The sequence below is a fragment of the Xanthomonas sp. D-36-1 genome (assembly GCF_017746155.1).
GTDB classification, from domain to species: Bacteria; Pseudomonadota; Gammaproteobacteria; order Xanthomonadales; family Xanthomonadaceae; genus Xanthomonas; species Xanthomonas cissicola.
The window spans coordinates 18,245-39,230 of sequence record NZ_JAGHWR010000001.1 but is presented as its reverse complement, the minus strand read 5'-3'; the positions used below and the strand labels follow the sequence as shown (position 1 = coordinate 39,230).

Genomic DNA, 20,986 nt, shown 5'->3' with positions numbered 1-20,986 from the left:
GATTCCGTGCCGCCGCGCTGCGGGATCACTCGTCAAACGCAGTGATGGCGTTGGTGAGCGTCGGAACGCACCCGGGCGCGACGCCTTGTCGAGCGACTCCACCCGTCGCGGCCAGGTCCGCTCCTACAGCAGCGGTGGAATCTCGCGTCGTTATCCGTAGGAGCGCACCCGGGCGCGACGCCTTGCCTAGCGACTCCACCCCGCCGCGGCCAGGTCCGCTCCTACGGCGGCGGAATCTCGCGTCGTTGCCCGTAGGAGCGCACCCGGGCGCGACGCCTTGCCGAGCGATACCACCCGTCACGGCCAGGTCCGCTCCTACAGCAGCGGCGGAATCTCGCGTCGTTATCCGTAGGAGCGCACCCGGGCGCGGCGCCTTGCCGAGCGACTCCACCCCGTCGCGGCCAGGTCCGCTCCTACGGCAGCGCCGTGATGATGGCGCTCAGCCTTCGCCGAACAGTTCCGCGTCCAGCGTCATCAGCGGTGCGGCGCCACTGCGGATGGCGGCGGAATGGGTCATGGTGCGTGGCAGGATGCGGGCGAAGTAGAACCGCGCCGTCTCCCGCTTGGCGCGCCTGAAGTCCTCGCCGTGCGCCGATGCGTCGGCAGCGGCCACGCTGCGCGCCCACCAGTACGCCAGCACCACGTAACCCGAATAAAACAGGTAGTCATGGCTGGCCGCGCCCAGTTCGTCGGGGTTGCGCGCGGCGCGATCGAGCACATCGCGGGTCAGCATCGCCCATTCGCTGCACTTGTCGCGCAGCGGCTTGATGAACTCGGCCAGCGCGGCGTTGCCGTCCTGCGCGTTGGCGAAGGTTTCCACATCGGCCAGGAACAGCTTCAGCCCGGCAGCCTGGCTGGCAGCGGTCTTGCGGCCGATCAGGTCCAGCGCCTGGATGCCGGTGGTGCCTTCGTAGATGGTGGTGATACGCGCGTCGCGGGCCAGTTGCTCCATGCCGTATTCGCGGATGTAGCCGTGGCCGCCGAAGCACTGCAGCGCGTGGTAGGTATTCTCGATCGACCATTCGGTCTGGCAGGCCTTGGAGATCGGGGTGAGGAAGCTCACCAGGGTCTCGGCGTCGGCGCGTTCGCGTTCGCTCTCGCCGCGATGGGCGACGTCGACCAGGCTGGCCGCATGCAACGCGAGCAGGCGGCTGCCTTCGGTCAGCGACTTGATGGTCAGCAGCATGCGGCGCACGTCCGGGTGCACGATGATCGGGTCGGCCGGTTTGTCCGGGAATTTGGCGCCGCTGAGCGCCCGCGATTGCAACCGCTCGCGGCTATAGCGCAGGGCGTTCTGGTAGGCGCGCTCGGACAACCCGATGCCTTGCAGGCCCACGCTCAGGCGTGCGGTATTCATCATCGTAAACATCGCCTGCAGGCCCTTGTGCGGCTGGCCGACCAGGTAGCCTTGCGCGCCTTCGAAGTTCATCACGCAGGTCACCGAACCCTTGATGCCCATCTTGTGCTCGATGGAGCCGCAATGCAGCGCGTTGCGCTCGCCCACGGTGCCGTCGCGGTCCACCTTGAACTTGGGGGTGACGAACAGCGAGATGCCCTTGGCGCCGGCCGGGGCGTCCGGCAGCTTGGCCAGCACCAGGTGCACGATGTTGTCGGTGAGGTCGTGCTCGCCGGCGGTGATGAAGATCTTGGTGCCGGTGATGGCGTAGCTGCCATCGGCATTGGGTTCGGCACGGGTCTTGAGCAGGCCCAGGTCGGTGCCGCAATGCGGTTCGGTCAGGCACATGGTGCCGGTCCAGCGGCCGTCGATCAGGGGTTTGAGGAAGACGTCCTGCTGCCAGGTCTCGCCGTGCTGGCGCAGCGCTTCCATCGCGCCATGCGACAGCAGCGGAAAGTTGCCCCAGGCCAGGTTGGCGGCGTTGATCATTTCGCTCAGCGGCACGCCCAGCGTGTGCGGCATGCCCTGGCCGCCGAATTGCGGTTCGGCGGTGAGCCCGTTCCAGCCGCCTTCCACGAATTGATCGTAGGCGGCGCGGAAGCCGGGCGGAGTGGTCACCGTGTGCGTGCTCTTGTCGAACGCGCAACCGATCTCGTCGCCCACACTGTTGAGCGGCGCCAGCACCTGCGAGGTGAAGCGGCCGGCCTCTTCGAGCACGGCGTCGATGATGTCGGTGCTGGCCTCGGTATAGCCGAGCCGGGCGAACAGGGCGTGCGCGCCGAGCACATCGTGCAGGGCGAAGCGGAAATCGGTCAGCGGGGCGGTATAGCTGCTCATGCGGAATCCTTGGAAGCGCGGGTAGGGGGGCGTGCGCGCTAGCGCAGCACGCCGTTGAGGCCGGGGGCCGGGCTGAGCGTATTGCGCGATTCCACACTGAACTGGCGCTGTTTCTTGTCCTGCGGGGTCGCCCAGACGGTGCCCTTGAGCGCGTACGGGAACGAGCGGCCGCCGGCCAGCACGTCGGCCACGGTGATGCGACCGAGCGAGGTGGGTTGCACGGCGACGGTGACCACATCGGCGGTTTCCGGGCCGATCGACATGCCCACTGCCTGGTCGAGCTTGCCGGCCAATTGGTCGCCGGCAGAGATCTCCAGTGCCACGCGTTCGAACTGCATCGGGATGCTGCTGTAGTTCTGCAGGCGCAGATCCACCGACCAGGAGCCATCGGCACGCACGGTCAGTTGCTGGATGCTGGCGGCCGGCTCGGACACCCGGCGGACTGCGCCGCCGCAGGCGCTCAGCAGCAGCCCGCAGGCCAGCGATACAAGAAGAAGGCGAGAGGCACGACGCATGGACTCGGGTCCTTGGCGGAATGAGGCGGCGCCAAGAATACTACGCAGTACGGTCGCCGCTCCCCAGCGCGCGCAGCGGAGGTGGCGATCCTAGGCCGGGGCGCGGGCAGGCCTCACAACACCGGCGCGGCCACAATCAATGGCGACAGGTCGTAGCCCATCGCGGTGGCCTGCGCCTTGAGCCGTTCCAGTTGCGCGCGCTGCATCTGCGGCGAGCGCGACAGGATCCACAGGTACTTGCGATCCGGCTCGCCGACCACCGCCCATTGGTAATCCGGGTCGAGCGCGATCACCCAATAGTCGGCCCACACCAGCGGCAACCAACCCAGCCACTCGGGAGCGAAGCGCACCTGCAACTGCCCGGGCTGGCCGGCGACCGGGCGCGCCACGCCGTCGGCCTGGGTCAGGCTGCCATCGGCGGTGCGGCAGCCATTGCGCACGCCGATCAAGCCATCGTCGCGCAAGGTGTAGATGGCGGTAATGTCGCTACGGCACTTTTTCTGGAACGACACCGGCAGGTGTGCAATCTCATGCCACTGGCCGGCATAGCGCGAGATGTCCAGCTGCGGCACCGCGCGCACCGGCTGTTGCGCAAACGCGGCCAGCGGCAGCAGGGCGACGAACGACAGCAGCAGGCGGGGCAGGCGCATGACAATCTCCGGTGGACGCGCGCAGGCTAGGCCATGTCCCCGGCCGCGCGGCGTGAAGCGGTGCAAGAAACGCGTCCCCCACGGCGGCCGGCAATAAAGTTGCTCGCAACGCTTGCCCAAACTGCGCCTGCTCGCTATAGTGCGCGTCCTCGCAACGCAGGCATCGTGTTGCAGGTTAAGTGGCCGAGTAGCTCAGTTGGTAGAGCAGGGGATTGAAAATCCCCGTGTCGGCGGTTCGATTCCGTCCTCGGCCACCATATCCAAGCCTTCGTTCGCAAGGCTTCCCGGTTCTCACCGGATCTGTCGCTCTCCCGGTACTTTACTCGATTGCATATGCGGTGGGCAGTGGTGCGTGTTGCAGGCGCGCGCGTTAATTCTGATGTGATCCAGCATGGACACAGGCTTGCGCGTTGGTTCGGCTTCCCGATCGTGCGCTTAGGCGCTACGTGCGTCCGATGCAATCGATTTCTACGTGATCTTCAAATGTGCATGGCGATACTGCGCGCATGACGCACAAGACACTTCGACGCACCCTGATCCACGGTTACTGCGGTGAATTCCGCGTGGAGACCCTGGAAAGCCAGGCGCCAGGCGCGACGCTGTGGCTTTCGACTGCGTTCGTTTATCACCGCGACCGCGCCGCGCCCGTGGCCACGATCGAGGGCGCAGGGCAGGGCGAGTACCGGGGCGACGCGCGCGAGCAGGCGCTGCGCGTAGGGTCTTGTCTGGCGGAGTTTTTGGACCCCAAGGAATACCGCAGCTGCGAAAGGCAGAGCGGCTGAAGAATCGCGGACTCTTGCCTGCGCTTCGAGCGTGTAGGCGTCCGGATCGTGGTTGGCGGGGAACAGGACAGACCGGCGGCAAGTCGCGCGATGCCTTGCATGAACTCGGCGCGTACTGCGAGTGCCGAAGTGGGCGCGCCCGCGCATGTCGTGCTTATAGCAACACCACGTTGTGCAGATGCGTTTGCAGGCCCTTGCGCAAAATCCGGTAGCAATCGCGATCGAAGTCGCCGGGTGCGGACTGCAGTTTGCGGGCAGCGGCCAGCGAGGTGGCGCTGCCCAGATAGTGCCAGTTGCGCAGCACGTGAAACTGGCGCAATTGCTTACCTTCTTCCATGCATGCGATCGCGCCAGGAAACGGCCATACGACCTGTTCCAGGTGCTGGAGGGCAGCGCGTAGACGCGTCTCGTGGTCGCCCAGCGACTCGGCGCCATGGCAGGCACCGGCACAGCGCTTCAACATGGCGCGGAAACACGGGCGGCCATCGGTAGCGCGTTCCAGGCCGAGCAGCCCGTAGCAAAGGCGGTCGCGATCGGCCAGCCGCCGCAACGCTTCCTTGGCGGCGCGTGGGCTGGAATAGAGCCCATACAGCCATGGTGTTACCGCCGGATCGCGCTCGGCTGAATGCACGATGGACACGGCGCCGCAATACAGGCGGATCGAAAACTGACGCGGTACGCGACGCAGCTTCTGGTTGTACAGCGGGCGCATCGATTTGATGAGCTGGGATTCCAGCAGCTGCGCACCGAGATCGCCGGCCATTTCGAACACGCTGATGCGCCGGGTCTGGCGCAATAACGAGGCTTCGCGTGGCGTGCGGAAGTGATCCATCACCCGCATCCGCAGGTTGATGCTCTTGCCGATGTACAAGGGGAGTCCGCTGTCCTTGCCGTGGAACAGATACACCCCGGCAGTCGTTGGCAAGGTTGCGAGCGTGCTGCGCAAATGGTCGGGGTAGGCGTATTCGACCGCGCCGAGCCCGCGGCGAACGCGTTCACTGCGGGCCACGGCGGACCTTGGTCTGCTGCGTCAGCGCATCGACTCGTGCGCAACCTCCCAGATGGCGCGGTGCTGCTGTATGCACGGTGGCGTGTGAGAGTGCATGTAAAATCGTTGTCATCGGGCGGCAGCATGCCGATGTGCTGTCGCATCAGCTGAGACGCGGCATGATCCTTGAAAAGGACGCGCTTCCGAAAGAGCTTCAGCTCTTCCGGAAGCGCCGTGGTACCTGCAGTGTTGCGCAGCTCAGCGGTTGTTGCCGCCACCGCTTGCCTGGCCGCCCTTCTTGCCGGCCTCGCGCGCTTCTTCCGAGGTGAACTCGTGGGCATTGCCACTTTCATGGGCCGCCTTACCGCCCTTGGATGCGATTTCGCGCTGCTTGTCTTCGTCCATCGAAGCAAAGCCGCGGTTGCTGGTGCCACCCTTGTTGTCGTTCTGATTTGCCATTGCAGATTCTCGTTTCGTCAGTTGGGGAATGCACCACTGGACGCCGTGGTGCGAGGCCAGCATCGCGGTGGAGGCATCAATCGGACGTGGGCGTTTCGACAGCTAGGCGTGAGCCGGCAAGCGGGCTTGACGAGCGATCTTCACTGGCGAAAAACGCGGTGTGGCGAAGCAATGCTGCAGACGCTCGACAGTATGTCGACTCAACCATACGCGCGCGACAGCGACGGCCGACGATGCAGGCAGCCTCGACGCAGACCAGGACACAGCGATGACGGCACCATGCGGATGGTGGACAACAGTGCTGGCAATGACGGCGACGCTCGCCATGCCAGCCGGCGTCGCAGCGCTCCCCGCAGGCGCTGCCGAATCGTACCTACCGTCGGTGATGGGTGTCGCTAGCGCAGATCTCACGGAAATGGCCGGCTGGATGACGTGGTTGCGTTGCGTGCATCCGCAGAACAGACGCTGCGTGACAATGGACATGCGCCACCGCCGTGTACCTTGCTGGTGCTGGTGCTGGTGCTGGCGCTGGTTGCAAATGCGGACGTTGGGTTTGTCCAAGCCGTGCGCAACACGCGGGTGATCTTCAAAGCCGACGAAGGCGGGCAGTGCGATCCGTTTCCGGACAGCGCCCAGGGCCGGGTCGCGAAGGGCGCCTATTTCACTGTGCAAAACGGAGTGGCGTGCGGACAACACTGGACCGACTGCATCACCTTTCGTTACGACCGCCACCGCTGCGCTGTCGTGTTCCACAAGCGCGTGACCGACGTATGGGAAATGAACACCCAGGACACGCCCGATGCCGATGCGCTGCGCCTGAGCCAGCACACAGAAAGTGCCGCCGACCCGGGGAAGCCGGTCCTGCTATCTGCCTATACGCCTGCACCGTGATGGGCGTAGCTGTGCGTTCATTCGCCCGCGCGTCGCCGCTCTGCGTGTAGTGCCGGGTTCACGGCGAACGTGTCAGCGCGCGGCGCGCCGGTGTCCCGGTCGAGCCGGCGGTATCGCACCGAGTCAGCGCAATGGGCGCAGCGCCGTCGGGCTGGGAACGCCGCCAAACGAGAGGAGCGACACCCGGCGTACTCGGGTGCGCAGCTGCAGTCGCAGTGCACGGGTTCAGCGGCAGGCGCTGCCGTACGGGAAATGCTCATGGATGTGACGAATCGCCTCACCGGACCCAACTAGACTATGACCACGGGAATGGCCCCGCGGAGAACATCACTTGAACGATCCCGGTCACGGAGAGCTGCGGGCGCCTCACATCAGCGAATCTCGCAGCCTGCCCGTCGAGAAGCGCCGCTCGGACATCTTCTTTGCTGCAGTGGAAACCACGCGCATGCCGATGACGGTGACTGACCCCCACCTTCCGGATAATCCCATCGTGTTCGCCAACCGCGCATTCCTGGAGATGACCGGCTATGCCGCCGACGAAGTCATCGGCAACAACTGCCGTTTCCTGCAGGGGCCGGACACCGATCCGGCCAGCATCAGCGATGTGCGCGAATCCATCGAAAGCCGCAGCGAGTTTGCCACCGAGGTGCTGAATTACCGCAAGGACGGCTCCTCGTTCTGGAATGCGCTGTTCATCTCGCCGGTGTTCGACGACAAGGGCAACCTGGTGTATTTCTTCGGCTCGCAGCTGGATGTGAGCCGGCGCCGCGATGCCGAAGATGCGCTGCGCCAGGCGCAGAAGATGGAAGCGCTGGGCCAGCTGACCGGCGGCATCGCGCACGATTTCAACAATCTGCTGCAGGTGATGTCTGGACATCTGGAAGTGATCCAGATGATGGCCAGCGCCGGCGGCGGTAGTGCCGAGCGCATTGCCTTCAGTGCCGAACACGCGGCGGCCGCGGCTGCCAAGGCGGCCACCTTGACCCAGCAGCTGCTGGCGTTTTCGCGCAAGCAGAAATTACGCGGGCGGGTGGTCAATCTCAACGGACTGGTGGCCGGCATGACCAACATGGCCGAGCGCGCGCTGGGAGGCGGGGTCACTCTGCGCCAGTCGCTGGAAGAAGGGCTGTGGAACTGCCAGATCGACACCACCCAGGCAGAGGTGGCGCTGTTGAACGTGTTGATCAATGCGCGCGACGCGATGGCCCAGGCCGAACGCAAGGAAGTGACGGTGCAGACCCAGAACGTGGAGATCACCGGCCACGATCTGGCGATGTACCACCAGCTGGCACCGGGCCGCTACGTCAGCATTGCCGTGACCGACACCGGCTCGGGCATGCCGCCGGAGGTGGTCGGCCGGGTGATGGAACCGTTCTTCACCACCAAGGAGGAAGGGCAGGGCACCGGCCTGGGCCTGTCGATGGTGTATGGATTCGTCAAGCAGTCCGGCGGCACCGTACGCATCTACAGCGAGGTGGGCGAAGGCACCACGGTGCGACTGTATTTCCCCGCCTCCAGCGAATTCGAAAACGATTTGCAGATAGCCAAGAGCCGCGCCATCGACAAGGGTGGCAACGAAACCATCCTGGTGGTGGAAGACAAGCAGGATGTGGCGGTGGTGGCGCGGATGTTTCTGGAAAATGCCGGTTACCGCATCCTGTCTGCGTCCAGCGGACGCGAGGCGATGGAGATCTTGGGGAAGAACCCGGACGTGGATGCGCTATTCACCGACCTGATCATGCCCGGCGGTATGAATGGGGTGATGCTCGCCCGTGAGGCGCGCCGTATGCTGCCAAAGGTCAAGATCCTGCTCACCACCGGCTACGCCGATGCCAGCATCCAGCGCACCGATGTGGGTGGCGCCGAGTTCGATGTGGTCAACAAACCCTACACGCAGAAGGAACTGCTCAAGCGCATCCGCATGCTGCTGGATGGGCCGACCGGGGTTGGCTGAGGCCGACAGATCGCCACTGCGATGCCGCTGAGGCATCGCGGTGCAACCGCCGTTGCGCTTCAAGATTGCGGCAGCCCGCTAGCGCAGCGCCCGGAGCAGCAGGCATCGGGCGCAGCTGGCAACCATGAGGCCCGCGAAGCTCGGCGCATGGCGCGCCCGCCAGATCATCCACGTCCTGCGCGCCGGATATGGGCCAGATCGCCCAGCTTGTTTTGCGACAGGAACACCACGCCACGTCGGTGAAGGGCCTGGCCGTTCCGGCACTCGCTCTCTTCGGCAGATGCAGCCACCCCATGACTTCTCAGACGCATTGGATGCAGCAAAGGCTGCCACGACTGGTGCAACTCACAACTCCGCAATCCCACATCCGCGCGCTCAGTCACCCACCGGCGCCACATAGCCTTCGGGTTTGTCGGCATTGCGCTCGAACAGGAACTTCTGCAGCTCGGCTTCGAGAAAGGCGCGGTGCTTGGGGTCGCGTGGCGACAGCCGGTTTTCGTTGATCAGCATGGTCTGGTGCGCCAGCCACGCTTGCCAGGCGGTCTTGCCGATCTGCGCGAAAATGCGCTGGCCGAGCTCGCCCGGATACGGCACGAAATCCAGGCCTTCGGCGTCGCTTTGCTGGTAGTGGCAGAACACGGTGCGGGACATGCGGATTCCTTTGGAAGACGCGCTTACAACGCGTCGAGCAACTTGCGGATCGGCGCCGGCAGGCCTAGCGATGCAAGATCGGCAGGTGCTACCCAGCGTAGGTCTTCATTGTCGCGCACCGCCGGACGTAGCGCGACCTTGCGCAGGCGCAATGGCTGCAAATGCAGGCGGTAATGGCTGAAGGTGTGCACGATCGGCGGCATCTCGTCGGCGCGCTCGTAGTTGCCGTCGATATGCGCCGCAAACCAGGCGCGCATGCCGCTTTCGGTATCGGCCTGCGGCAGCGTCCACAGCGAGGCCCAGATGCCGGTTGGCGGGCGTCGCTGCAGCAGGATGTGGCCCTCGGCATTGTGCAGCAGCAGCGCAGTGGCCTCGCGTTCGGGTAGCTGCTTGCCGGGTTTGGGGGTGGGCAACGCGTCGACCAGGCCATTGCGGCGTGCGATGCAATCGGTCTGCAGCGGGCACAGCACGCAGGCGGGCTTGGCGCGCGTGCACAGCGTGGCGCCGAAATCCATCTGCGCCTGGGTGTAGTCGGCCAGGCGGCCAGCGGGGACGTGCGCAACATGGGTGATGGCGAGTTGCCATAACTGTTTTTCGATCGCCGGCAGGCCCGGATACCCGGCGATGCCGTGGAAGCGCGTGAGCACGCGTTTGACGTTGCCGTCCATGATCGCGAAGCGATCGTTCCAGGCCTGGCTCAGGATCGCGCCTGCCGTGCTGCGGCCGATGCCCGGCAACGCAAGCAGTGCATCGAAGTCGCGCGGCAATTGCCCGCCGTGCAGCGCGACGCATTGCTTGGCGGCGGCATGCAGATTGCGCGCGCGGGCGTAGTAGCCCAGTCCGGCCCACTGCGCCATCACCGTGTCGTTGTCGGCCGCAGCCAGATCGGCCAGCGCAGGGAAGCGCGCCATGAACGTGTGGAAATACGGAATGACCACCGCGACCTGGGTCTGCTGCAGCATGATTTCCGACAGCCACACCCGATAGGGCGCGCGTGGATGCTGCCAGGGCAGATCATGGCGACCGTGGCCGTCGAACCAGTGCAACAGGCGGTCGACAAAGGCATCAGCGGAGGGAGTGGCGTGGTCGGCTGGCATGAGCTCTGCTGGCGATGGAGGGCGAGGCGAGGGTGGCGGGACGCGAAGCGGATCTGCTGCGTACGTTGTGCGGCGCGTCCATTCACCGCAGCGGAAACGTCATTCCGGCCAGGCACCGTTCGCAGAACCATCCTTCATCGCCAGGTCACTGCGGTGTTGCCGGCGCATGGGCGTCGGCCACTGATGCCTCGGCGCGACATTGCTTTCTGAGTGCTGCGGGCGAGGGCTGGGCAAACTCCGGTATGCGTCTTGCCTGGGACCAATCGCGTGACACCTGCCGCACGCTGCAACCTGCCTGTCGCGCCTGCGCGCGCAGCGGTTGCAGATGCGGGCAGGCATCTCCCGATCAACCGCCCAACGCGTCTGGCAACAGTGCGTCGACGAAGGCAACCGGGTCGAAGACGCGCAGATCCTCCGGGCGCTCGCCGATCCCGGCAAAGCGGATCGGAATATTGAACTCGCGCGCCAGCGCGAACACCACGCCGCCCTTGGCAGTGCCATCGAGCTTGGTCACGACCAGGCCGGTGACGCCCACGGCAGCGTGGAACTGGCGCAGCTGCGAGATGGCGTTCTGGCCGGTGGTGCCGTCGATGACCATCAAGACTTCGTGCGGCGCGGCGGCATCGATCTTGCCGAGCACGCGGCGGATCTTGCCGAGCTCGTTCATCAGCCCGGTCTGGGTATGCAGGCGGCCGGCGGTGTCGGCGATCAACACATCGGTGCCGCGCGCCTTGGCGGCCTGCAGCGCGTCGAACGCCACCGACGCGGCATCGGCGTTTTGCCCCTGCGCGATCACGGCCACGCCATTGCGATCGCCCCAGGCCTGCAATTGCGCCACGGCGGCAGCACGGAAGGTATCGCCGGCTGCGAGCATCAGGCTGTTGCCTTCGTCCTTGAAGCGCTTGGCGAGCTTGCCGATGGTGGTGGTCTTGCCGACGCCGTTGACGCCAACGGTGAGCACCACGAACGGTTTGAGCGAGCGGTCGATCACCAGCGGTTTGGAGACCGGTTGCAGCAGCGCGATGAGATCGGCACGCAAGGCCTTGAACATCGCCTGGGCGTCGACGAATTCGCGCGACTTCATCCGCTTGCGCAGGCCGTCGATCAGCGCCGTGGTGGCGCCGATGCCGACGTCGGCGGTGATCAACGCGGTTTCGATCTCGTCGAGCAGGTCGTCATCGAGCTTGGGATTGCGCGAGAACAGGCCGCCGAAGCTGCGAGCGAAGGTGCTGTTGCGCAGCCGCTCGCGCCAGCCGGGTTTTCCCGCCGACGCGGCGGGGAGGGCGTCGCGCTGGCCGACGATGCTGTCGTCCTGCGGGCTCGACAGCGGTGCGCTGACAACCGCCGGCGCGGTGACCGTCGGCGCGGCACTGATGGGCGGCGCGCCGGCTGGAGCTGCAGCAGCCGGTGCAGGCGTCGAGGCCGGCGGAGCGGCGACCGGGGGGGCGACCACGGCAGGGGCTGCGCTTTGCGATGGTGACACCGGCTGTGCAGGCACGGCAGGAGGCGGCGTCGGGACGGGCTGCGGCTGCGCCACGACCGGCGGCGGCACCACGACCGGCGCGCTGGGTGCGCTGGCGGGTATGGGGTCTGGCAGTGCCTGCAATGCGGTCGGCGCGGGCGTCGCAGGAGCTGCGGGCGCGCTCGGGACGGCGGCAATACTCTGCGCCTGGCCAGTGCGTGCAGCGATCTCCTGCGCCAGCTGGTCGGCTGGCGCGGCGGCGGTCTGCGGCGGTGTCGGCGCCGCGGGTGCTGCAGGTTCGCCGTCTGCCGGCGCAGGAGTGACAGGCGCGACAACCGGCGTTGCGGCCGCCTCGCGTTCTGGCTCGGCATTCGGCATCGCCTCGACCGGCGATGCCGGGGGGGCGGCAGACGGCGCGGTGGGGAATGCGGCTGCCAGTTCTTCCAGGCTGTAGCGCGAGGTACGCGAGCTGTCGGGCGTGGTTGGCTTGTTACGGCGAAAAAAGCTGGCCATTGGCAACGCAGTAGGGGAAACCCGAAAGTCTATCATCCGGGCCTCCTGACACCTTGACGCCGCCTTTAGCGCAGCTCCGCGCCCGGGCGTCTCCCATGCATCGCACTGCCGTCGGCATGGCGACTCAGCTGGGGGCGCTAGCGCGTGGCAAATCCTGCCGAATTCGGCATTTTTGCCAGCGATGTGTCAACGCGAAGTTGTGTCTTTATAACTGACCTTTGAGCGCGCGGTAATCACGCGGCGTCATGCCGACGGTGGCCTTGAACTGACGCGCGAAGGCACTCTGGTCGGCGAAGCCGCAGCGTTGCCCGATGCTGGCGATGCTGTCGTCGCCGTACAGCAGCCGCATCGCCGATTCGATGCGCAACTTGGTCAGCAATTGCTGCGGGGTGACCTGAAACACGCGGCGGAAGTGACGTTCCAGCTGCGCCACCGACAGCCCGGCCAGGTCGGCCAGGCTTTGCACGCGCAGGTTGTCTCCGAAGTTGGCCTGCATGTGTTCCATCACCTGGCTCAAGCGTTCGTAGGCGGAATGACGGCTGTCGGGCTGTCCCAGATCGCGCGAGATGCCGACCACACCGATCACCTCATTGGCCTCGCACAGCGGGCGTTTGAAGGTCAGGCACCAGCCCGGCAGGCGGTTGGGGTATAGATGCACTTCGAGCTGGTTGTCGATGAGCTCGCCACACAGCACGCGGCGGTCCTGCATCATGTAGCTGCCGCCCAGCGGCAACGGGAACACTTCCAGCGGCGAGCGGCCGATGATCTCGCTGCGCAGCTTGCGTCCCAACCGGCGCACCAGGGTCAGGTTGCAATGGGTGTAGCGGCCCTCGCTGTCCTTGATGAAGAACACCACATCCGGCAGTGCATCGAACAGCGTCTGCATTTCCAGGGCGGGCAGGTTGAGGTCCATCAGGGTCATGGTATCGGTCACGATTAGACGGTTGCACGACGGTGCAGCCCAGCAATGATCCTAGCGCAAACGCGTCGTTGTGATTCGCGTGGGTGATTGTGCGGATTTCCGCATTTTCACTTGGCATTGAACGCTAGTCGCCTGCGGGTTGGCAGTGGGAGCATGAGCCATGCACACCATCGACGTCATCGACTCCCACACGGCGGGCGAGCCTACCCGCGTGGTCCTTTCCGGTTTTCCAGATCTGGGCGATGACGATCTGGCGCAGTGCCGCGAACGCTTTCGCAGCGAATTCGACCACTGGCGCAGCGCCATCGCCTGCGAGCCGCGTGGGTCGGACACCATGGTGGGCGCCTTGTTGCTGCCGCCGCGCGATCCGAGCGCCTGCACCGGGGTGATCTTCTTCAACAACGTCGGCTACCTGGGCATGTGCGGGCACGGCACGATTGGCGTGGTGCGCACGCTGGCCGAACTGGGACGCATCGCGCCGGGCCAGCACCGGATCGAGACCCCGGTCGGCACGGTGGGCGTGGAGCTGGCCGACGACGGCACGGTGTCGGTGGACAATGTCGAGAGCTATCGCCTTGCCAGCGGGGTTGAGGTGGAGGTGCCGGGGCATGGCCGGGTGTGCGGCGACGTGGCCTGGGGCGGCAACTGGTTTTTCATCACCGAGCATGCGCCGTGCGCGCTGGACCTGGCGCACCAGCGCGAGCTGACCGCGTATACCGAGGCGATTCGGCTGGCCCTGGAAGCGGCCGGGATCACGGGCGAGGCCGGTGGCGAGATCGACCATATCGAAGTCAACGGCGCTGCGCCCGACGGTAGCGGCGTGGCGCGCAATTTCGTGCTGTGCCCGGGACTGGCCTATGACCGCTCGCCGTGCGGCACCGGGACCAGCGCCAAGCTGGCGTGTCTGGCGGCGGACGGCAAGTTGGCCGAAGGCGAGCGCTGGGTGCAGCAAGGCATCCTGGGCAGCGCCTTCGAAGGCAATTATCGGCTGAGCGGGCGCGGCATTGCGCCGCGCATCAGCGGGCAGGCCTTCATCACTGCGCGCTCGCAATTGGTGATCGACCCGGCGGACCCGTTCGCCTGGGGCATCGTGGCCTGATGGAACCCCAGCGGCCCGCGCCGGTGCTTGCGTCGGTCACGCCGTCTGGCGCAGCAGTGTCTGCTGCGATGACAGGGACAGCCGCTGCAACGCCTGCGTCGGTGTCGGCGCCTGGCTTGGATGCGGTGACCGAATCCGGGTCCGCCGCGTCTGCCGCAGGCACGCGACGCAGTTACGACCTGATCGTGATCGGCGCCGGCATTGTGGGCGCCGCGTGCGCGGAAGCGGTGGCGGGCGAGGGCCTTCGCGTGGCGATCGTCGAGCCGGGACCGATCGGCGGCGGCTCCACCGCGGCGGCGATGGGGCACTTGGTGGCGATGGACGACGACCCGGCCGAGCTGGCGTTGTCGGCGTATTCGCTGCGCCTGTGGGAGCGCTTCGCCACGCTCAGCGAAGCCGAATTCAGCCGCTGCGGCACGCTGTGGGTGGCCCGCGATGCGCGCGAACTGGCGGCGGTGCCTGCCAAGATCGCGCGCCTGGCAACGGCCGGCCTGCATGCCGAAGCGATCGATGCCGCGCAGCTGTATGCGCTGGAGCCACAGCTGGTGCCCGGGCTGGCTGGCGGTATGCGCGTGCCCGATGAAGCCGTGGTGTATCCGCCGCGGGTCGCGCGGCACTTGGTGGGCGCCGCATGCACGTCCGGTGCGCGCTTGTTCGCCGGCCGCCGCGTGGTGCAGCTGCAGGAGCATGCGGTGCGTCTGGACGATGGGCAGACGCTCGCCGGGCCGGTGCTGGTGGCCAGCGGTGTGGCCTTGCCGCAGTTGCTGCCCGAGCTGGCACTGCGCCCGCGCAAGGGCCATTTGGTGATTACCGACCGGCACCCGGGGCTGATCCGGCATCAGCTGCTGGAACTGGGCTATGCGGATTCGGCGCATGGGGCCGACGACACCAGCGTGGCCTTCAATGTGCAGCCGCGGCCCACCGGGCAGATTCTGATCGGCTCCTCGCGCCAGTTCGGCGAGCACGACCGCGCATTGTCGATGCCGGTGCTGCAGCAGATGCTGCAGCGCGCCTTCGCGTACCTGCCGGTGCTGCGCGAACTGCAGGCGATCCGCGTGTGGACCGGTTTGCGTCCGGCCACGCCGGACGGGCGCCCGTATTTGGGGATGGTGCCCGGCCGGCGCGATGTGTGGGTTGCCGCCGGTCACGAGGGGCTTGGGGTCACCACGGCGCTGGGGAGCGCACGGGTGATCGTGGACAGCCTGCTCGGGCGCACCCCGGCCATCGACCCGGCGCCCTACGCACCGGCGCGTGCCGCGCAAGGAGCGCCCGCATGAGCGCGACGGTGCGTCTGCACGTGGACGGGCGCATGGTCGAGGTGCCGGCCGGTGCCAGCGTGGCGGCGGCAGTGGCGCAGGCGACCTTGCAGTTTCGGCAATCGAGCAGTGGGCAAGCGCGCGCGGCCCTGTGCGGCATGGGCGTGTGTTTCGAATGCCGCGTGCGCATCGATGGCGTGGGACAGCAACGCGCCTGCCTGGTGGACGCATGCGATGGCATGCAGGTGCGCACCGATGGCTGAGCGCGTGCTGCATTTCGATGTGTTGGTGATCGGCGCCGGCCCGGCCGGGCTGGCGGCGGCGCAGGCGGCGGCCAGCCAAGGCGTGCGCGTGGGCGTGGTCGACATGCAGCCACGTACCGGCGGTCAGGTGTGGCGCGCCGATGTGCAACACGGCGCGCCGGCCGATGCGCGCGCATTGCGGCAGCAGGTGGCGGGCAATGCATCGATCACCGTGCTGACGCGCACGCAGATCCTGCTGGCGCAACCGGGCTGGCTGCTGGCCGACGGGCCCGATGGCACGCTGCAACTGCATTACGCCGCCCTGGTGCTGACCACCGGCGCGCGCGAATTGCTGCTGCCATTTCCGGGCTGGACCCTGCCCGGTGTCACCGGTGCCGGCGCGGCGCAGGCGCTGGCCAAGCAGGGCTGGCCGCTGGCCGGCAAGCGCGTGCTGGTGGCCGGCAGTGGCCCGTTGTTGCTGGCCAGTGCAGCCACGTTGCAACGACATGGCGCGTGCGTGCTCGGCATTCTTGAACAAACCTCGCCGGCCGCCTTGCGCCAGTTCGCACTGCAGTTGTGGCGCTGGCCGGGCAAGGCCGCGCAGGCGGTGGCCTTGCGCCTGCAGTTGCGTGCAGTGGCATATCGCGCCGGCAGCATGGTGATCGCCGCGCATGGCGACACGCAGCTGCGCGAAGTGGAACTCGCCGGGCCCGGCGGCCGCACGCGTCTTGCCTGCGATCAACTGGCGGTGGGCTATGGCCTGGTGCCCAACACCGAGCTTGCGCAATTGCTGGGTTGCCAGCTGCAAGCCTGTGGCGCGCACCAGCAGGTGCAGGTGGATGCGCTGTTGCGTACCAGCGTTAACCAGATCTTTGCCGCCGGCGAAGTCTGCGGCATCGGCGGGCGCGACTGCGCATTGATCGAAGGGGCGATGGCCGGACACATGGCGGCCGATGCACCGGAGGCGGCGCTGCGTCTGCAGCCACGCCGTCACGCCGCGCGTGCGTTTGCCGATCTGCTGCAGCAGCACTTCGCGCTTGATCCGCGTATCCGCACGCTGGCGCAGGCGGACACGTTGATCTGCCGCTGCGAAGACGTACCGCTGGCCGCCCTGGACAGCTTCAACGATGCACGCGACGCCAAGCTCGTCTCGCGCTGCGGCATGGGCGCCTGCCAGGGCCGCATCTGCGGCGCTGCGCTGGCCGAACTGGGGCGTTGCCCGCCCGATCTTTCCACCGACGCCGGCCGCCGGCCGCCGTTGTTCCCGGTCCGCCTCGCGGCGCTGGCCGACTCGTTCACTTCCGACTCGCAAGGGAAACATCCATGAGCAATGCTGCGTTCTGGCACGGCGTGCTGCCGGCCATCACCACTCCGTTCACCGCCAACGGCGACATCGACCACGACTTCCTCGGCAAGCACGCCAATCAACTGGTGGATGCCGGTTGCACCGCGATCGTGCCGCTGGGGTCGTTGGGTGAGGCCGCGACCTTGAGCGTGGAAGACAAGCTGGCGATCCTGCGCACGCTGGTCACCGCCTTGAACGGCCGTGTGCCGGTGGTGCCGGGCATCGCCAGCCTGGCCACCGGCGAAGCGGTCGCGCTGGCCAAGGCGGCCAAGGACATCGGCTGCGGCGGCTTGATGGTGCTGCCGCCGTACGTGTATTCCACCGACTGGCGCGAGATGGGCGCGCATGTGCGCGCGGTGATCGGCGCAACCGATCTGCCGGTAATCCTGTACAACAACCCGGTCGCCTACAAGACCGATTTCGGCCCGGCGCAGATCGCCGAGCTGGCCGCCGAATTCCCGAACCTGCAGGCAGTGAAGGAATCCTCCGGCGACGTGCGCCGCTTCGCTGCGCTGCAGGAATTGCTGGGCGATCGCCTGGCGCTGCTGGTGGGCATGGACGATGCCATCGTCGAGGGCCTGAGCATGGGCGCCAAGGGCTGGATCGCCGGCCTGGTCAATGCATATCCGAAAGAATCGGTACGCCTGTTCGAACTCGCCCGCGATGGCGGTTACCCCGCCGCCAGGGAGCTTTACCACTGGTTCCTGCCGCTGCTGCGCCTGGATACGGTGCCCACCTTCGTGCAGCTGATCAAACTGGTGCAGGCCAAGGTAGGCATGGGCAGCGAGCAGGTGCGTGCGCCGCGCCTGGTGGTGGCCGGCGCCGAGCGCGATGCCGCGTTGAAGGTCATCTACCATGCCATCGCCACCGCGCCCAAGTTGGCTTGATGGCGCCATGATGCTGCCATCGTCTGTTGCGCCTGCGGGTGAGCGCAGGGTGCGAGTCGTGCGGGTTCGTGCCATGCGCCGTGCCTGCGCGCGGGGCGATGCGTCGGCCGATGCGGATGTGGCATCCAGTGCCGCATCCTCATCGTCTTTCTGGTCGGCCGCCAGCGCACCGAGCGCAGGCCCTGACTCCCTGTCACCGAAGGTGCCGCAATGAACGATACGAACCACTCCATTTCCGCGGCAGCAGCCGAGATCCTGCTGGCAGGCCGATGGCAAGCCAGCCGCGCCGCCACCGGCAGCTTCCGTGCTGCCGACCCGGCCACCGGCGAACCGATCGGGCCCTACTTTCCGGTCAGTGGCGCGGACGATGTGGAAGCGGCCGTGGTTGCGGCGCAGGCAGTGGCGGCGGAGTTGGCGGCCGCACCGGTGGAGCGGATCGCGGCCTTTCTGGAAGGCTATGCCGATGCGCTGGATGCCGATGCCGATACCCTGGTCGCGCTGGCGCATGCCGAGACGGCGTTACCGGCGCCCACACGCTTGCGCGGTAACGAACTGCCGCGCACCAGCGGCCAACTGCGGCAGGCCGCACGGGCCGTGCGCAGCTACAGCTGGACCCAGCCCATCATCGACAGCGCGGCCGATCTGCGTTCGCACCTGGCGCCGCTGGGCAAGCCGGTGCTGGTGTTCGGCCCGAACAACTTTCCGTTCGCGTTCAATGCAATTGCCGGCAGCGATTTCGCCTCGGCGATTGCCGCGCGCAACCCGGTCATCGCCAAGGCGCATCCGTTGCATCCGGCCACCAGCCAGCGCATGGCGCAGCTCGCGCATCGGGCCTTGGTCGCGGCCGGTCTGCCTGCGGCGGCGGTGCAACTGCTGTATCACTTCGACAATGCCATCGGCCTGCGATTGGCGGGCGACGCGCGGCTGGGCGCGATCGCATTCACTGGCAGCCGTGCCGGTGGGCTGGCACTGAAGGCCGCCGCAGACGCGGCGGGCGTACCGTTTTATGCCGAACTTTCCAGCGTCAACCCGGTCTTCCTGTTGCCGGGCGCGCTGGCCGAGCGCGGCGATGCGCTTGCGCAGGACTTCTTCGCCTCCTGCACGCTGGGTAGCGGGCAGTTCTGCACCAATCCCGGTGTGGTGGTGGTGCCGCATGGCGCGGCTGGCGATGCGTTCGTTGCGGCCACCAAGGCGCATTTCGAAGCGGCCATGCCGATGGTGCTGTTCTCCGCCTCTGGTGTAGAAGGCGTGCAACGTGGTGTGGCGAGCCTGCGTGCCGCCGGCGCCGGCATGCTGGCCGGCGGGCACACCGGCGAGGATGGCTACCGCTATGCGCCGACCTTGTTGAGTGTGGATGCACAAGCCTTCCTCGCCAACCCGCACGCCCTGCAGGTCGAAGCCTTCGGGCCTGTGAGCCTGCTGGTGCGCGCAGCCGATGTGGCGCAGATGGCACAGGTGGCTGCTGCGTTCGAAGGCAACCTGACCGGCACGTTGTACCGCGCGGCCGACGGCCGCGACGATGCCGCGTGGCAGACCATCGCCCCGGTGCTGCGCGCGCGGGTCGGGCGCTTGATCAACAGCAAGATGCCGACCGGCGTGGCCGTGAGCGCCGCGCAAAACCACGGTGGCCCGTTCCCGAGCACCGGGCATCCGGGCTTCACGGCAGTGGGCATGCCCGGCGCCATCCGCCGTTTTGCCGCCTTGCACAGTTACGACGCGGTGCCCGATGCACTGCTGCCGGCCGAACTGCGCCAGTGCAATCCGGGCGGCGTGGCACGTTTGGTCGACGGGCAATGGAGCACGGCCGATCTTGGAGCCGGGGCATGAATCGCCAGATCGGCGGGCTGTCGCTGGAGCAAACGCGTACGCAACTCGCGCCGTGGACACAACGCGCCGCGCCGATCGCCGCGGACGAATACGAGCGCCGCATCGAGCGTGCACGCAGCCTCATGCGTACGCATGGCGTGGATGCGCTGTTGATCGGCGCCGGCACGTCGCTGCGCTATTTCACCGGCGTGCCGTGGGGGGCGAGCGAGCGTCTGGTGGCACTGCTGCTGACGCTGGATGGCGACCCGGTGTTGATCTGCCCCGTGTTCGAAGAAGGATCGCTGGATGCGGTGCTGAAGATCCCGGCGACCAAATACCTGTGGGAAGAGCACGACGACCCGTACGCACTGGTGGTACAGGCCATGGATGAGCGCCATGCGCATGCCCTGGCGCTGGACCCCGGCATCGCGTTCGCCGTGCACACCGGTCTGCGTGCGCATCTGGGCAAGGCGATTCGTGATGCCGGCGCGATCATCGATGGCTGCCGCATGTGCAAGTCGAAGGCCGAGCTGGCATTGATGCAGCAGGCTTGCGATATGACCTTGCTGGTACAGCGGCTGGCGGCCGGTATCGCGCACGAAGGGATCGGGACCGATGAACTGGTGCGCTTCATCGACGAGGCGCATCGCGCGCTGGGCGCCGACAACGGATCGACCTTCTGTATCGTGCAGTACGGTCACGCCACTGCGTTTCCGCATGGCATCCCGGGTGTGCAGCACCTGCGCGAAGGCGAACTGGTGTTGATCGACACCGGCTGCACCGTGCAGGGCTACCACTCCGACATCACCCGCACCTGGATCTATGGTGCGGCCAACAACGCGCAGCAGCGCATCTGGGACCTGGAGCAGGCCGCGCAGGCGGCTGCATTCGCAGCGATCCGCCCGGGCGTGGCATGCGAGGCGGTGGATCAGGCTGCACGCAAGGTGCTGGAAGCAGCCGGGCTCGGGCCCGACTATCGGCTGCCCGGGTTGCCGCATCGCACCGGTCACGGTTGCGGCCTGGCCATTCACGAGGCGCCTTACCTGGTGCGCGGCAATGCGCTGCCGCTGCAGCCGGGCATGTGTGCCAGCAACGAGCCGATGATCGTGGTGCCGGAGCAGTTCGGCGTGCGCCTGGAAGACCATTTCTACGTGACCGACGATGGTGCGCAGTGGTTCACGCCGCCGTCGGTGGCGATCGATCAACCGTTTGCGTGAGTCTGCGAAGGCTCACG

Annotated in this window: 18 protein-coding genes, 1 tRNA gene and 1 pseudogene; 11 read left to right on the top strand and 9 right to left on the bottom strand. The window is 66.9% G+C overall.

All coding sequences use genetic code 11. The annotated features are described in order from the left end of the window. Window positions 1-439: 439 nt before the first annotated feature. From J7367_RS00155 to J7367_RS00145, 3 genes are all read right to left on the bottom strand, one after another. Window positions 440-2,233 carry an acyl-CoA dehydrogenase C-terminal domain-containing protein gene (locus tag J7367_RS00155; protein WP_057661236.1) on the bottom strand — a complete coding sequence of 598 codons (1,794 nt, stop codon included), beginning with the start codon at window positions 2,231-2,233 and terminating at the stop codon, window positions 440-442. Window positions 2,234-2,271: 38 nt separating this feature from the next. After that, on the bottom strand, window positions 2,272-2,748 hold the full coding sequence (locus J7367_RS00150) for an LEA type 2 family protein (RefSeq protein ID WP_007974695.1): 477 nt from the start codon (window positions 2,746-2,748) through the stop codon (window positions 2,272-2,274). A 113-nt stretch (window positions 2,749-2,861) separates the two neighbouring features. Continuing rightward, window positions 2,862-3,398 carry a lipocalin family protein gene (locus J7367_RS00145; RefSeq protein WP_039568800.1) on the bottom strand — a complete coding sequence of 179 codons (537 nt, stop codon included), beginning with the start codon at window positions 3,396-3,398 and terminating at the stop codon, window positions 2,862-2,864. Between the two features lie 181 nt (window positions 3,399-3,579). Here J7367_RS00145 and J7367_RS00140 point away from each other — a divergent pair. Together J7367_RS00140 and J7367_RS00135 are read left to right on the top strand one after the other, a co-directional pair. Then, window positions 3,580-3,655: transfer RNA gene (locus J7367_RS00140), tRNA-Phe, on the top strand. 249 nt (window positions 3,656-3,904) lie between these two features. Next, complete coding sequence (locus tag J7367_RS00135; RefSeq protein ID WP_005914051.1) at window positions 3,905-4,180, top strand: hypothetical protein; 276 nt, start codon at window positions 3,905-3,907, stop codon at window positions 4,178-4,180. A gap of 154 nt (window positions 4,181-4,334) precedes the next feature. On the opposite strand, the gene cho is transcribed toward J7367_RS00135, so the two are convergent. Continuing rightward, a complete protein-coding gene (gene cho / locus J7367_RS00130) occupies window positions 4,335-5,189 on the bottom strand; it encodes an excinuclease Cho (RefSeq protein ID WP_081027798.1) in 855 nt (284 codons plus the stop codon). 237 nt (window positions 5,190-5,426) lie between these two features. After that, window positions 5,427-5,627: a KGG domain-containing protein gene (locus tag J7367_RS00125; protein ID WP_005914053.1), complete on the bottom strand. Its 201-nt coding sequence runs from the start codon at window positions 5,625-5,627 to the stop codon at window positions 5,427-5,429. 307 nt (window positions 5,628-5,934) lie between these two features. Between J7367_RS00125 and J7367_RS00120 the strand changes: the two are divergent. Together J7367_RS00120 and J7367_RS00115 are read left to right on the top strand one after the other, a co-directional pair. Further along, window positions 5,935-6,518: pseudogene (locus J7367_RS00120) on the top strand (hypothetical protein). Window positions 6,519-6,849: 331 nt separating this feature from the next. Further along, window positions 6,850-8,472 carry a hybrid sensor histidine kinase/response regulator gene (locus J7367_RS00115; protein ID WP_057661240.1) on the top strand — a complete coding sequence of 541 codons (1,623 nt, stop codon included), beginning with the start codon at window positions 6,850-6,852 and terminating at the stop codon, window positions 8,470-8,472. 375 nt (window positions 8,473-8,847) lie between these two features. Here J7367_RS00115 and J7367_RS00110 read toward each other — a convergent pair whose 3' ends face one another. The 4 genes from J7367_RS00110 to J7367_RS00095 all read right to left on the bottom strand — a co-directional run bounded on the left by J7367_RS00110 (window position 8,848) and on the right by J7367_RS00095 (window position 13,117). Beyond that, on the bottom strand, window positions 8,848-9,123 hold the full coding sequence (locus tag J7367_RS00110; protein ID WP_008571381.1) for an oxidative damage protection protein: 276 nt from the start codon (window positions 9,121-9,123) through the stop codon (window positions 8,848-8,850). Between the two features lie 23 nt (window positions 9,124-9,146). Further along, window positions 9,147-10,220: an A/G-specific adenine glycosylase gene (mutY, locus tag J7367_RS00105; protein WP_057661242.1), complete on the bottom strand. Its 1,074-nt coding sequence runs from the start codon at window positions 10,218-10,220 to the stop codon at window positions 9,147-9,149. 346 nt (window positions 10,221-10,566) lie between these two features. Continuing rightward, a complete protein-coding gene (gene ftsY / locus J7367_RS00100; RefSeq protein WP_057661244.1) occupies window positions 10,567-12,195 on the bottom strand; it encodes a signal recognition particle-docking protein FtsY in 1,629 nt (542 codons plus the stop codon). A 205-nt stretch (window positions 12,196-12,400) separates the two neighbouring features. Then, window positions 12,401-13,117: an AraC family transcriptional regulator gene (locus J7367_RS00095; protein WP_007965956.1), complete on the bottom strand. Its 717-nt coding sequence runs from the start codon at window positions 13,115-13,117 to the stop codon at window positions 12,401-12,403. Between the two features lie 160 nt (window positions 13,118-13,277). On the opposite strand from J7367_RS00095, the gene J7367_RS00090 reads away from it, so the two are divergent. From J7367_RS00090 to J7367_RS00060, 7 genes are all read left to right on the top strand, one after another. Then, window positions 13,278-14,216, top strand: a complete 939-nt coding sequence (locus J7367_RS00090) for a proline racemase family protein (protein ID WP_057661246.1) — start codon at window positions 13,278-13,280, stop codon at window positions 14,214-14,216. After that, window positions 14,216-15,493 (top strand): FAD-dependent oxidoreductase, encoded by a 1,278-nt coding sequence (locus J7367_RS00085; protein ID WP_057661248.1) that lies wholly within the window; start codon window positions 14,216-14,218, stop codon window positions 15,491-15,493. Before J7367_RS00090 ends, J7367_RS00085 begins: the two co-directional genes overlap by 1 nt. Further along, window positions 15,490-15,735, top strand: a complete 246-nt coding sequence (locus tag J7367_RS00080) for a 2Fe-2S iron-sulfur cluster-binding protein (RefSeq protein ID WP_057661250.1) — start codon at window positions 15,490-15,492, stop codon at window positions 15,733-15,735. Before J7367_RS00085 ends, J7367_RS00080 begins: the two co-directional genes overlap by 4 nt. Beyond that, a complete protein-coding gene (locus J7367_RS00075; protein WP_057661252.1) occupies window positions 15,728-17,041 on the top strand; it encodes an FAD/NAD(P)-binding oxidoreductase in 1,314 nt (437 codons plus the stop codon). The genes J7367_RS00080 and J7367_RS00075 overlap by 8 nt, the downstream gene beginning before the upstream one ends. After that, complete coding sequence (locus J7367_RS00070) at window positions 17,038-17,946, top strand: dihydrodipicolinate synthase family protein (RefSeq protein ID WP_057661254.1); 909 nt, start codon at window positions 17,038-17,040, stop codon at window positions 17,944-17,946. Before J7367_RS00075 ends, J7367_RS00070 begins: the two co-directional genes overlap by 4 nt. Window positions 17,947-18,156: 210 nt before the next feature. Beyond that, window positions 18,157-19,773 carry an aldehyde dehydrogenase family protein gene (locus J7367_RS00065; RefSeq protein WP_057661257.1) on the top strand — a complete coding sequence of 539 codons (1,617 nt, stop codon included), beginning with the start codon at window positions 18,157-18,159 and terminating at the stop codon, window positions 19,771-19,773. After that, window positions 19,770-20,969, top strand: a complete 1,200-nt coding sequence (locus J7367_RS00060; protein ID WP_057661259.1) for a Xaa-Pro peptidase family protein — start codon at window positions 19,770-19,772, stop codon at window positions 20,967-20,969. The genes J7367_RS00065 and J7367_RS00060 overlap by 4 nt, the downstream gene beginning before the upstream one ends. Window positions 20,970-20,986: the final 17 nt, after the last annotated feature.